General features: G+C 32.6%; 10 protein-coding genes. 5 read left to right on the forward strand and 5 right to left on the reverse strand.

Going from position 1 to position 14,449, the window contains the following annotated elements:
• The first annotated feature begins 6 nt into the window (after positions 1-6).
• The 5 genes from ACLII3_RS04240 (at position 7) to ACLII3_RS04260 (ending at position 7,331) form a co-directional block, all read left to right on the forward strand.
• A complete protein-coding gene (locus tag ACLII3_RS04240) occupies positions 7-3,123 on the forward strand; it encodes a glycoside hydrolase family 2 TIM barrel-domain containing protein (RefSeq protein ID WP_412986734.1) in 3,117 nt (1,038 codons plus the stop codon).
• The gene (locus tag ACLII3_RS04245) at positions 3,123-4,709 is read left to right on the forward strand and encodes a solute:sodium symporter family transporter (RefSeq protein WP_412986735.1); all 1,587 of its coding nucleotides are present in this window, start codon (positions 3,123-3,125) and stop codon (positions 4,707-4,709) included. Before ACLII3_RS04240 ends, ACLII3_RS04245 begins: the two co-directional genes overlap by 1 nt.
• Entirely contained in the window at positions 4,710-5,861 is a 1,152-nt protein-coding gene (gene galK, locus ACLII3_RS04250; RefSeq protein WP_412986736.1) for a galactokinase, read from the forward strand. It begins immediately after the preceding gene.
• 1 nt (position 5,862) lies between these two features.
• Entirely contained in the window at positions 5,863-6,888 is a 1,026-nt protein-coding gene (locus ACLII3_RS04255) for a UDP-glucose--hexose-1-phosphate uridylyltransferase (RefSeq protein ID WP_412986737.1), read from the forward strand.
• A 107-nt stretch (positions 6,889-6,995) separates the two neighbouring features.
• On the forward strand, positions 6,996-7,331 hold the full coding sequence (locus tag ACLII3_RS04260; RefSeq protein ID WP_412986738.1) for a YybH family protein: 336 nt from the start codon (positions 6,996-6,998) through the stop codon (positions 7,329-7,331).
• Here the strand turns inward: ACLII3_RS04260 and ACLII3_RS04265 are convergent.
• The 5 genes from ACLII3_RS04265 to ACLII3_RS04285 form a co-directional block, all read right to left on the reverse strand.
• The gene (locus ACLII3_RS04265; protein ID WP_412986740.1) at positions 7,328-8,554 is read right to left on the reverse strand and encodes a M24 family metallopeptidase; all 1,227 of its coding nucleotides are present in this window, start codon (positions 8,552-8,554) and stop codon (positions 7,328-7,330) included. The two genes, ACLII3_RS04260 and ACLII3_RS04265, sit on opposite strands and share 4 nt — an antisense overlap.
• An 8-nt stretch (positions 8,555-8,562) precedes the next feature.
• Positions 8,563-9,852 carry an aminopeptidase P N-terminal domain-containing protein gene (locus tag ACLII3_RS04270; protein WP_412986742.1) on the reverse strand — a complete coding sequence of 430 codons (1,290 nt, stop codon included), beginning with the start codon at positions 9,850-9,852 and terminating at the stop codon, positions 8,563-8,565.
• A 4-nt stretch (positions 9,853-9,856) separates the two neighbouring features.
• The gene (locus tag ACLII3_RS04275; protein WP_412986743.1) at positions 9,857-11,104 is read right to left on the reverse strand and encodes an NAD(P)/FAD-dependent oxidoreductase; all 1,248 of its coding nucleotides are present in this window, start codon (positions 11,102-11,104) and stop codon (positions 9,857-9,859) included.
• A gap of 1 nt (position 11,105) precedes the next feature.
• Positions 11,106-13,352 (reverse strand): prolyl oligopeptidase family serine peptidase, encoded by a 2,247-nt coding sequence (locus tag ACLII3_RS04280; RefSeq protein WP_412986745.1) that lies wholly within the window; start codon positions 13,350-13,352, stop codon positions 11,106-11,108.
• Positions 13,353-13,438: 86 nt separating this feature from the next.
• Entirely contained in the window at positions 13,439-14,449 is a 1,011-nt protein-coding gene (locus ACLII3_RS04285; protein ID WP_412986747.1) for a 4-hydroxyproline epimerase, read from the reverse strand.

Genomic DNA, 14,449 nt, shown 5'->3' on the forward strand with positions numbered 1-14,449 from the left:
CGAAAAATGAAATCAAAATACATCTCACTTTTTTTAGTTCTGATTCTTATATCAAGCTGTAAAAATGAACCGCTTACTGAGGTTCCAGAACAAACATTTCATTATAATCATGAAATCTTTGAAGATAACCGTTTGGAACCAAGAGCATCGTTTTTTGCTTTTGAAAACGAGTCGTTATCAGAAAAGGAAAACTCAAAACGTTTTATTAGTTTAAATGGTGATTGGAAATTTCATTGGGTAAAAAATCCAAATGATAGACCTAAAGATTTTCATCATATCAATTATGATGATAATGATTGGAATTTGATTAAAGTTCCAGGCAACTGGGAAACACAAGGATTTGGGAACCCTATCTATTTAGATGAACGTTATCCTTTTACGACTAAATGGCCAAATGTACCTCAAGATTACAATCCAGTAGGAACCTATAGAAAAATTGTCAATCTAGATAAAGAATTTTTAACTGAAGACATCGTCTTGCATTTTGAAGCGATTAAAGCGGTTTATATCTACATCAATGGACAATACATTGGTTATTCTCAAGGTAGTAAAACCTCTGCTGAATTTGATATTACAAAATATTTGAATGAAGGTGAAAACCTGATTGCATTACAAATGTATCGTTGGACAGATGCCAGTTATTTAGAAAGTCAAGATATGCTACGAATGAGTGGTATTGAACGTGGTGTATATTTATACGCTCGCCCAAAAGTGTTTATTGAAGATATCTATGCTAATACGTCTTTAAGTGACGATTATCAAAATGGAATTTTCAAAGGGCAAATCAGTATTAACAACACTTCTTCTAAAGTTGCGAAAAAAGATATTACACTAGAACTTCTAGATGGTAATCAATCTCTTTACAAAACAAATCAAATAATTGATTTAAAACCTGGTGACATATCAAATTTTGACTCAGAAACTATAATTGAAAATGTAAAATCATGGAGTGCAGAAACGCCAAATCTTTATACTTTAAAAATTAGTTTTGACAATACACAATTCATCACCAAAAAAATAGGGTTTAAACGTGTAGAAATTAAAAATTCTCAAGTATTAATTAATGGTAAACCTATATATATAAAAGGTGTTGACAGACATGAAACAGATCCTTTTACAGGGCATGTAGTAACCAAAGAAACCATGCTCAAGGACATAAAATTAATGAAACAAAACAACATTAATGCTGTACGTTCTGCGCATTATCCAAACAATACTTATTGGCTTGATTTATGTGACAAATATGGGCTCTATGTTGTTGACGAAGCCAATATTGAAAGTCACCCTTTAGCAATTTCTGCAGATACGCAATTAGGAAATAAAATGAGTTGGTTGCCTGCTCATTTAGAGCGTACAAAACACATGTATTATCGTGATAGAAATCATCCATCAATATATTCATGGTCTCTAGGAAACGAAGCAGGTGAAGGTGATATATTTAGAGCTACTTACAAATGGCTAAAAGAACAAGACAGCAATCGTATCGTACAATATGAACCAGCTCATAAAGAAGACTACACAGATATTTATTGTCCAATGTATCCAAAACCTGAATACTTAATTAACCATGGAAAATCAGATTCAAACAAACCATCAATTATGATTGAATATGCGCATGCTATGGGAAATAGTGTGGGGAACCTTCAAGATTATTGGGATATAATTGAAAAATATGACAATCTTCAAGGAGGTTATATTTGGGATTGGGTGGACCAATCGTTAGAATATAAAGATGGAAATGGAAACCCTTACCTAGCTTATGGCCACGATTACCATCCAGATTTACCAACAGATGGAAACTTTTTGAATAATGGATTAGTTGACCCTTATCGCAATCCACATCCTCACTTATCAGAGGTGAAAAAAGTTTACGAACCTATTCAGATAAACTATCTAGGAAATAGCTCTATTGAAATTGAAAATAAAAATTTCTTCACCAATTTATCTGACAAAACACTTTCAGTAAAATTATTAGTCGATGGAAAAACTCATGAACTAAAATCAAATATTGAATTAAATATTGCTCCTCGAAATAAATCTATTATTCATATTCCAGAAATACCAGATATGTTTATTCCTGAAAGTGAATATATCCTTGAAGTAAGTTTAATTCAAAAAGAAACTAATAACTTAATTTCGAAAGGTCATGAAGTTTCTTGGGATCAGTTTACTCTTCAAAAGTCAAATGCTTTTAACATTACAATCCCTGGTAATCCATTAGAAGTAATTAATGAAGATATTATTCAAATTAAAAATGACATAATCAACCTTAAAATAGACTCAAAAACTGGAGAGGTTATATCATGGCATCATAAAGGTAGAGAAGTAACAAACCATCCTATTAAGCCTAATTTTTGGAGACCACCTACTGATAACGATTTAGGGAACGGTATGGATAAATGGGCGAAAGTTTGGCAAGAAACTACATATAATTACACATCTAATTTAATGAGTGCTCCCGAGAAAATCCAAGGTGCTGTTGTTTTTATGATTAATTATAAATCACCAAATAATAATGTACTCTTTGATGCTTTATACAAAGTATTCCCTTCTGGAAAAATTGACATAAAATTCAATTATTTATCAGAAAAAGATAAGCTTCCAAACATTCCGAGAATTGGAATGTACATGACGCTTAGTAATACATTTACTGATGTAAATTGGTATGGAAAAGGACCAAGTGAAAGCTATTGGGATAGAAAAACAGGACAAAAGACAGGATTATATTCTGGAAAAACTGACAATCAATTCCATCGCTATTCGCGCCCACAAGAAACAGGAAATAAAACAGATGTGCGTTGGATAGAAGTTTCAAATAAAGAATTAACACTAAAAGCTTTTAGTAATGAATATTTAAATTCTAGCGTATGGCCTTTTGCCATGACCGAATTAGATTTTAGCAGTGAAGATGCTGGTGCTTCTGCTTCTGGCTTAGTACCTGTAACTAAAAAACATGGCGCAGATATAAAAATTGGTGATTCAATTCAATGGAACATAGATTATTTACAAATGGGAGTTGGTGGCGACACTTCATGGGGACGTTTAGTACATCCAGAATATACTATTCCAGCAAACAAAGCTTACCAATACACATTTACAATACAACCAACACTTAAAAACTAATGCAAATTCTAACTTTTATACTATTTACGCTTTTTGTAGCCATTATTTCATATTGGAAAACAAGAAAAACAGATGAATCTAGTCATGATGGTTATTTTCTTGGAGGGCGAAGTTTAACAGGAGTTGTTATTGCTGGTTCCTTATTACTTACTAACCTTTCTACAGAACAAATTGTTGGGCTTAATGGTGCAGCTTTTAAAGATGGAATTTTAGTGATGGCTTGGGAAACATTAGCTGCTATAGCAATGGTAGTTACAGCTGTATTCTTATTACCACGCTATCTTAAAGGAGGCATTACTACTGTACCGCAGTTTTTGGAACAACGCTATGATAAAGTTACAAAAACCATTACCTCCGGATTGTTTTTAAGTGGTTATGCTATTGTGCTATTACCTATTGTATTATACTCTGGTGCATTAGCATTAAGTAACATGTTTGACATTCCTGAATTATTAGGTGTATCAAAATCTACTGCCTTATGGATAACAGTTTGGAGTATTGGAATCATTGGTTCTATTTATGCCATTTTTGGAGGGTTAAAAGCAGTAGCGGTTTCAGACACTATCAATGCAGTTGGATTATTAATTGGTGGAATGCTAATTCCTGTTTTTGGTTTATTAGCTATTGGAGACGGAAGTATTTCTGATGGAATTTCAACTTTGATAACTGATAACCCCGAAAAATTTAAATCTCTTGGTGGACCTAAATCATCTATTCCATGGGAAACTATTTTTACAGGAATGATGTTAGTTCAATTATTTTATTGGGGAACGAATCAAGCTATCATTCAACGCGCTTTAGGTGCTAAAAACTTAAAAGAAGGTCAAAAAGGATTGCTATTAGCTTCCTTTATAAAAATACTAGGCCCTTTAATTGTGGTACTTCCAGGTATTATTGCTTATCATATGTTTGGAGGACAATTAGATAATCCTGATGAAGCATATCCAATGTTAGTAGAACGTGTTTTACCTGATGCTTGGTTAGGCTTTTTCGCTGCAGTTTTATTTGGTGCAATTTTAAGCTCCTTTAATTCAGCTTTAAACAGCTCTGTAACACTTTTTGGTGTTGATATTTATAAATCACATTTTAATAAAGAAGCTGATGAAATAAAGGTTGTAAAAGTTGGCAAAAGCTTCGGAATTATTTTAGCTATCGTATCCATGCTAATTGCGCCTTTAATTGCCAATGCACCTGATGGTTTGTTTAGTTATTTGCAAGAAATAAATGGCTGTTATAGCATTCCTATACTAACCATAATTGTGGTTGGCTACTTTACTAAGTATGTTCCAGCAATTGCGGCTAAAGTTGCTATTTTTTCTGGTGTAATTTTATACAGCATTAGCCAATTTATTTTAAAACCATTAGTTTTTGGAGAAGATAATTATCCGCATTTTTTACATGTTATGGCAATTTTATTTGTACTAAACATTTTAATCATGCTATTAATAAGTAAATACAAACCAAGAAAAGAAGCATATATTTTATCATACTCTAAACAAGTTGACATTACTCCTTGGAGACATGTGCAATCAGTTGGTATTGGAATTTGTATTATTGTATTAGCCATCTATATTTATTTCATGTAAATGAAAGAACTTAAACAAAAAATTCACTCAAGATTTAAAGCAGAATTTAAATCTGAACCTATACTTGTATTTGCACCTGGTCGAATAAATTTAATAGGAGAACATACCGACTATAACAATGGTTATGTACTTCCTGCTGCAATTGACAAAGGTATTGTTGTAGCAATACAAAAAAATAATAACCAATCATCTAATGTTATTGCAAATGACATTAATGAAAACTTTACATTTTCAGTAAATAACACTTCATCAAAAAAGAAAGGTGATTGGAGAAATTATATTATTGGTATCGTAAACGAATTACTTAAAGCTAAAAAGCCAATAGAAAATTTCAACCTCGTCTTTGGAGGGAATATTCCAAATGGTTCTGGTATGTCCTCATCAGCAGCTTTAGAAAACAGCATTGTTTTTGGACTAAATGAGTTATTCAATTTAAATCTTACTAAAGAAGAAATGATTTTCATTTCTCAAAAGGCAGAGCACAACTACGTAGGTGTAAATTGTGGCATTATGGATCAATATGCCAGTATGTTTGGAAAAAAAGACACTGCCATTCTATTAGACTGTAAAGATTTAAAGGCAAAAACAATTGACCTTATACTTGATAAGCATACTTTTTTATTAATAAATACAAATGTTAAACACAGTTTAGCCGAAAGCGCTTATAATGAACGTAGAGCTGTTTGCGAACAAATAGCTTCATTATTAAACAAAAATAGCCTTAGAGAAGTAAGTGAAGATGAATTGGTTTCTATAAAAGAAAAATTATCAGACACACATTTTCAAAAGGCACTATATGTTATTCAAGAAAACAATCGAGTTCTAGAAGCTGTTGAAGCAATTCATAATAATGATGTGCAAAAGTTAGGCGCTTTATTATTTGCTTCGCATAGAGGTCTTCAAAAACAATATAAAGTTAGCTGTAAAGAACTAGATTTTTTAGTTGATTATGCTCAAAAGTCTGATACTGTTATAGGAGCTAGAATGATGGGAGGAGGCTTTGGTGGTTGCACTATAAACTTGATAAAAATAGAAAATGTTGAAGCTTTTAAAACTGAAATCTCTCAACTATACAACAATACGTTTAAAAATGAATGCTCTACCTACACAATTAACCTTGGAGATGGCACCAAATTAATAAGCAACGATTAAGATGTCTCAAAATTTACAAGACTACTCACATAAACGTTTTAATATTTTAACAGGCGAATGGGTTTTAGTATCACCTCATCGCGCCAAACGTCCTTGGCAAGGGCAGGAAGAAACTTTAAATCACGAATCACGTCCAAAACATGATTCTAATTGTTATTTATGTGCAGGAAACAAAAGGGCGAATGGAGAGACAAACCCTAATTATGATGATGTTTTTGTATTTACTAATGATTTTGCAGCATTACAAAACAATTCTCCATCTTTTTCGGTAAATGAAGGTTTATTAATTGCTGAAAGTGAAAAAGGTATTTGCAAAGTGGTTTGTTTTAGTCCAGACCATTCAAAAAGTTTAGCTGAATTAAATGTTTTATCTATATCTAAGGTTATAGAAACTTGGAAAAATGAATACACCACATTAGGTAATGAGAAACACATTAACTATGTCCAAATTTTCGAAAACAAAGGAGCTGTTATGGGTTGTAGCAACCCACATCCACATGGTCAAATTTGGAGTCAATCAAATTTACCTAATGAAGTTTTAAAAAAAGACAAACAGCAACAACAGTACTTTCAAAAAACAAAAAACAGTCTTTTATCTGATTACTTAAAACAAGAATTAGAAAATAAAGAACGAATTGTTTTTGAAAATCACTCCTTTGTTATTTTAACTCCTTTTTGGGCTATTTGGCCATATGAAACGATGATTATTCCAAAAACTCATCAACAAAATATATCTCAATTATCAAAAGAGGAAACCACTCATTTTTCTGAAGCAATTTCTACTATTACCAAAGCATACGATACATTATTCAATTGTTCTTTTCCTTATTCAAGTGGTATACATCAATCACCAACAAACAATAGAAATAATTCACATTGGCATTGGCACATGAGTTTTTATCCTCCCTTATTAAGAAGTGCAACTGTTAAAAAATTTATGGTTGGTTATGAAATGTTTGGTTCTCCACAGCGAGATATAACAGTAGAACATGCTGCAAAAACTTTACGTAAATTAGTTAACCAGTAACAATGATTATCATGAAACGTTTTTTTTATTTAACTATACCCCTTTTGTTAACTTTTTCATGCAACTCATTTAATGAAGAAAATGATAAAGCCACCATACTTTCTATTATGAAAGCGCAAGAAGTTGCTTGGTCAAATCATGATATTGATGCTTTTATGGAAGGTTATTGGAAAAATGATTCTCTGAAATTTTATGGAGCTAGTGGTTTAACTTACGGTTGGCAAAAAACCCTTGATAATTATAAGAAACGTTACCCTACAAAAAATGAAACTGGTAACTTAAAATTTAAAATTAATAGTATATCTAAAATCAGTAACGATTCATATTATGTTATGGGCGAGTATCATTTAACACGACCAATTAGCAATGCCAATGGTGTATTTATGATAATCTTTAAAAGGATTAATGGCCAATGGAAAATTGTAGCTGATACTTCCTGTTAATTTTCTAAAGTTATGCCAAATGGATCTTCAATAGTATGCATTGGTGCTGTGAACCATTTTGGACCTTCTTTAGTCATATAAATATGATCTTCATGACGAATTCCAAACTTATCTGGTACACAAATCATAGGCTCATTACTAAACGTCATTCCTTCCTTTAAAACAGTATCGCTGCCTCTTACAATATAAGGCCACTCATGTATATCTAAACCTATACCATGTCCTGTTCTGTGAGGTAAACCAGGAAGTTCGTAATCACCACTTAAGCCATGTGACAATAACACTTCTCTCGATGCATCATCTACCGAACCACAAGTAGCACCTAGTTGTGAAGCTTTAAAAGCTACTAACTGTGTTTCTTTTTCTACGTTCCAAATACGCTTTTGTTCCTCATTAGCTTCACCAAACACATAGGTTCTTGTTATATCAGATATGTAATCGTGAATCACACATCCTGTATCGATGAGTACCATTTCGCCTTCCTCCAGATTCTTAGGCGATTTTACGCCATGAGGAAATGAAGAATCTACACCAAACAACACTATACAAAAATACGATCCAGCTGAAGCGCCATGACGCTTATGTGCTTCATGTATAAAGTCGGTTACTTCCTTAGCACTTATTCCAGGATATAAAATTCTAGCAGCTGCTTTTTGAACTTCTAAAGTAATATTCATAGCATGTTGCATAATTGCTATTTCTGCTTCAGATTTTATCATTCTGCAACCTGCTGTAATTAGTTTGGCATCTACTAAATTGAGATTTGCATTCGCTTTTGTGATTCCATTTGTTACAAAAAAAGGCGTAGCTTCATCTATATAAACCCTCCCATCTGTAATATTATTTTCAGAAAGTATGTCACTAAATAACTCATAAGGACTTTCGTGCTCTTCCCAACATCTCACCTTTCCTTCAACCAACATAAAATCCAAAATAGTACCTTCTTCAAATTTAGGAGCAATGTACTCAAGAGTTCCATCTTGAAAAAGAAGAGCTCCAACCATACGCTCACTCGAGTTCCAGCGCATACCAGTAAAATAATACAGATTTGTTCCTGCATGTAAATACACAGCCAAAGCATTTTCACCTTTCATAAGCTCACAAGCATTTTTAATGCGTGCTTCAAACTCTGCTTTTTGGATTGGTTTTACTAAATGTGCTGTTGGTTTTATAGCAGCTAATTCTGCTTCAATGCTTGAGCCTCCTATTCCGTAAGTTTTCATGAATTGTATTAGTTATTCATTAATGATTCTATCTCATTTATTTCTATTGGCATAGCTTCTGTGAGATTAACATTCCCTTCTTTAGTTATTAGATAATCATTTTCTAAACGACAGCCAATACCTTCTTCTGCTATATAAATTCCAGGTTCGCAAGTAAACACCATCCCTTCTTCTATGGTTCTATATGGTCCAACATCGTGCACATCTAAACCAATATGATGTGCAGTTCCATGCATGAAGTATTTTTTATACAAAGGTTTTTTGGGATCTTGGTTAGCTACATCATTAGCATTAAGTAATCCTAATTTTATAAGTTCTGCTTCAACTAAACTTGCCATATTTTTTTCATAATCAGCATGTGGTATTCCAGGTTTCAACAATTTAGAACCTTCCTTTAAGCAATGCAACACAGAACTATATACCTCTTTTTGCCTTTCAGAAAACTTCCCATTTACAGGAAAACAACGTGTTGTATCGCTATTATAATTAGCATAACATACACCAAAATCTAAAAGTATCATGTCACCATCTTTACATTCGTTATCATTTGTATTATAATGTAATGCACAGGCATTTTTACCAGAAGCAACAATAGGCTTAAAGGCATGACGCGTAGCTCCAGATTTCACTAGATTATAGGTTAACTCTGCTTCCAGCTCATATTCCATCATACTTGGCTGACAAGCTTTTAAAACACGTTTAAAACTTTCAACACTAATATCAGCAGCCTTTTGTATTTGCTTCACTTCTTCTTCAGATTTTATTTGACGTAATTCTCTAGTGATTTTTGCTGCACGATGACAGTCGTGCAAAGGGTATTTTTGTTTGCACCATTTTATCATTCTATCTTGCTGAGTTTCTTGATCTTTAGTGACACGTTTTATATGTTCATTGTGGCCTAAATAAAATCCATCAGCCTCAAAAGCCATATATTGTAATAAGGTTTCAAAATCATGTAACCATTCTACTCTATCAATACCTGAAATTTTAGTTGCTTGTTCTTTAGTTAACTTTTCGCCATCCCAAATTTTAATATGCTCATTGGTTTCTTTTACAAATAGAATTGCGCGATTCTCTTCCTTATAAGCATCTGGATAAAGCATCAAAATTGTATCTTCTTGATCTATTCCAGACAGATAAAACAAATCATTATTTTGTGTAAAACCCATAACATCATCAGCATTATTATGCTTTACATCATTTGATGTTAATATAGCTATGGTATTAGGCTTCATTTTTGAAATAAAATTGTTCCTATTCTTTATAAATAATGAATTTGAAATGGAATCGTAACGCATAATTTTAAAATTTTCTATCTGGATTATAAGATGATAAATCTAATGATGTTTTTTTGTTTGAAATAATTTCGGATACTAATTTTCCAGTTGCTGGCCCTAAACTCCACCCCATCATAGCATGGCCAGTAGCAATGGTTAAATTACTGCATTTTGAAGATTTCCCAATATAAGGTAAACCATCTGGTGAACAAGGTCTCAAACCACATTGTGCAGCTTTCTTTTCTGTGTCATAAATTTCCAACCCGTTATAATAGTTACTTGCTGCATTTGCAATAGCATTAACTCTTACAGGATTTATATCGTGATTAATACCATCAATTTCCATAGTACCAGCAAAACGCGTAAAACCTTCCATTGGAGTAACTGCTACTTTAGCTTCGCATAAAATAGATGGAATGGTTATATTAGTTTCTCTTTCAACATTTATACGATAGCCTTTCCCTGCTTGTATTGGAATTTCAATCCCTAGTTTTTTAGTGAGTAATGGGCTCCAACTACCTGCTGCCATAACAACCTCATCTGTTTTATAAGTCCCTTTGCTAGTTACCACACTAGAAATTGCATTGCTAGACACTTCAATATCTTTCACCTCTTCATTTGCTTGAATTTTCACACCTTGAGCTTTTAAATAAGCTAATATTTTAGGCATAAAATTGGTTGGTGTCATATGAGCATCAGAATGAAAATAAACAGCACCTTTTATATTAAGATTGGCATTAGGTTCTATTTTTTTAACCTCTTCAAGTGAAAGGTTTTCAACTTGTAAGCCTTCTTCTATGGCACGTTTTCCAACCGACCATTCTTCTTCTCCAACCTTATCGGTTTGATAACACATTAACAACCCTTTACGCTCATAATGAAATTCAAAATCGTTTGAAGTCTTCATATCTTCAAACAAATCTCTACTTAGTAAATTGATGTCTTTAATAACTGGAATGGCTGCTTCTACTTTTTTAGCCGTTGCCGATTTTTTAAATGCCCAAGACCACTTGAAGAAGTCTAAATCAACTCTTGGTTTTATATAAAAAGGACTAGACGAATCAAACATCCACTTAATTCCTTTTGTAATCATTCCTGGAGCAGCTAACGGAATGATATGACTTGGAGTAATATATCCTGCATTTACATAAGAAGCACCTTCAGAAAAATTAGATTTATCTATTACCGTAACTTGATGTCCTTCCTTTTGTAAATAATATGCAGTACATAAACCAATAATCCCTCCACCTATTACAACAACATTTTTACTCATTCTAATTCCATTTAAAATCCCAAATTGGCTTCGCTCCCAACAAATGCTCTACAAAATAATTCCATCGTTTTTTAGTGAAATACTTACTATGTGTCCCTCTATAACCATGTCTTTGACTTGGCATTATCAGTAAATCAAAATCTTTATCGGCTTTAATTAAAGCTTCGGCTAATTTAAAAGTTGCAGATGGGTTTACATTTTCATCAATTCCTCCATGAGTTAGCAACAACTTACCTTTTAAGTTTGCAGCATTTGTTATGTTTGACACCTTATGATAGGTTTCATCAACTGGCCAACCTTGATACATTTCTGGCCACCAAGCTTTTTCCATTCTAAAATCATGATCTGCTGAACTAGCAACACCAACCTTGTAAAAATCTGGAAACCCTAGAAGTGCTCTTCCTGTATCATAACCTCCAGCCGAATGTCCAAAAATTCCAACTCTATTAACATCAATCCAACTATGTGTATTAGCCAAATGCTTAATTGCAAGCACATGATCTTCTAAGTTGTTTTGCATATTTTTATAAGAATGATCATGAAATTCTTTTGAACGTCCAGATGTTCCAAGTCCATCCACTCTAACTACAATAAATCCTAATTCTGCTAATGATTGTTCACTAAAAACAATATTGAAAGATTTTGGAAAACGTTGTGTGTGTGGTCCTGTATAAGTAGCGTCAATAATTGGATATGATTTTGATGTATCAAAATTAGTAGGCTTCCAATAAGCACCATAAATAGTTGTTTTACCATCTTTTCCTATTAATGAAAATGGTTTAGGTGTTGTCCATCCTTTTGCTTCAATTAAAGACACATCAGCAGAAGTTAACTTAGTAATAATTTTTCCATTCTTAGAGCTTCTTAAAACTGTTTTTGTTGGAATTTCAATAGTTGAATAATTATCTACAAAGTATTTACCATCCTTTGAAAAACTAATACTATGATGTGTGTTTTCTGGTGTCAACAGCGTTTCTCTTCCTTTAAAATCAACTTTATATAATTGTTGATGGTAAGGATTATTTTCTGCTTCTTTTCCAGATGCCGAATAATAGATTGTTTCATTATCTTCATCTATATATTCAATCTTATTTATGTAATAGTTATCACTTGTAAGTCGCGTTGTTTCTTTAGTATTAATGTCTACTAAATACAATTGTCTCCATCCTGATCGTTCTGATAAAAAAATAAGTTTATTACCTAATAATCTATATTCAAAATTATCAATTCCAGTATCACTTGTTTCCTCTATAATGGTTGTTTCTGTATTAGTATTTAAATTCACATGCTTAACATGTTGCTTTAAATAACCACGTTCAGAAAAGCTTGCCATCAATTCACCAGAATTTTCACTCCACCAAGTTGAAACTGAATTAATATGAGTTCCTGTTGGTAAGCTAGTTTTTACTTCTTTTTTTGTTTCAATATTATAAAACACTGGCTTTATATGCACCATTGTAGTATCACCTGGAGAACCTCTGTAGTAAGAAAGTAATTTTGGTTTGTATAAGGAATCAATACTCCAATCTAGTAAGTACATTTTTTCAGCATTCCTAGTATCAACAACACTTGCTCCAAGCCATTTTGAATCCTCCGACCAATCTACATAAAAACGTTTTGGTCGTTCTCCATTTTCACCTTCCATTTTATCATACCAACCATACCAAGAAGCATACTCATAACCTTTTTCGCCATTAGTACTTAATTGGAACTCTTTATTAGTTTCGGTTGACTTTATAAACAGGTTATAATCTTTGGTGTAAGCAATCCATTTGCCATCAGGAGAAGTAGTTTCAAAAGGATTTGCTTCTTCCTTTTTTTTCTCCTCAAGAAGCTCTAAAGCATAAGTCTTCAAATCAAGCATATAACTCTTATTCTTCATTGAAAACTTAAGCTTCCCTTTTCTCTTTTCTATGTTAGAAAGTGATAATTTATTAGCTTCAAACTTTTCATCAGACAATTTACTTAAAGCTGTAGCCAAATTAGCATGATTAAATAACTCAGTAACTCTTCCTTTTTTAAAGTCAACTGTTTTATAACTTTTATTGTCTTTTGAATAGTCTACAAACCATAAACCAGAACCATCTTCAAACCAGTTAACTGAAGTAAATAAATTAAAAGCAGTTTTATTGTTATAGTTCTCGTACATAAAACTAACTGCACGAGTATAATCTTCCTTATTAATTTCTTGTCCTTGAACAAATAATAGTCCAAAAACAAAAAATGGAATGCATATTAATTTTTTCATATTGAATATGTTGTTTAAAAATAATTATATCCCAAATCGAGACTTCAATAAACTTGGTCTGATAGTTGGAATGATTTGATTTCTTATTAAATCACTTGAAATCCATGTGCATATGGATCGTCTTCGTCATCAATAATTATATTATTATAGCCATATACTTTTGCCCAACCTTGAATACTTGGTATAATTGCTGGTTTTCCATCTAAAGTTGTTTCTTCTTCAACACGACCAATAAATTTTGAGCCTATAAAACTTTCATGAATAAAAGCTTCTCCTTTTTTTAGTTTTCCTTTAGCATGTAACTGAGCTATTCTTGCAGATGTTCCTGTTCCACATGGACTTCTATCTATGGCTTTATCGCCATAAAATACCGCATTTCTTCCTGAAGATGTTGGATCTAATGGATTTCCTGTCCAAAGCATATGAGATACATCTCTAATGGTATCATTCTCTGGATGAATAAACATATCTGGATACCTCTCATTAATCTTTTTTCGCGCTTCTTGTGAAAACTTAATAATCTCAGAAGCTGTAAAATCATGAACTCCTGAGAAATTTTCTTGCGGATCTACTATAGCATAATAATTTCCACCATAAGACACATCAAAAGTAATTTCACCTAAATCATCTAATTTAATGGTCAACCCTTCAGCAGCTAAATAGCTTTTTACATTAGTCAATCGTACCCAATCTACTTTTTTTCCTGTTTGTTGATATTCAATTTCGACCAAGCCTGCAGGTGCTTCCATTCTTATTTTCCCTGGTATTTTTGGTGTTACTAACCCTTCTTCTATAGCAATAGTAATTGTACCAATAGTACCATGTCCACACATTGGCAAACAACCAGATGTTTCAATAAATAAAATCGCAAAATCATTTTCTGGATTATGAGGCGGGAATAAGATAGAACCACTCATCATATCATGACCTCGAGGCTCAAACATTAACCCTTTTCTTATCCAATCATATTCTCTTAAAAAATGTTGACGCTTTTCACTCATATTAGCGCCTTTTAGATTTGGGCCTCCTCCTGCAACTACGCGAACAGGATTACCACAAGTATGTGCATCAACACAAAAAAAAGTTTTTCTACTCAT

It is taken from the genome of Pontimicrobium sp. IMCC45349 (genome assembly GCF_047219225.1).
GTDB lineage: Bacteria > Bacteroidota > Bacteroidia > Flavobacteriales > Flavobacteriaceae > IMCC45349.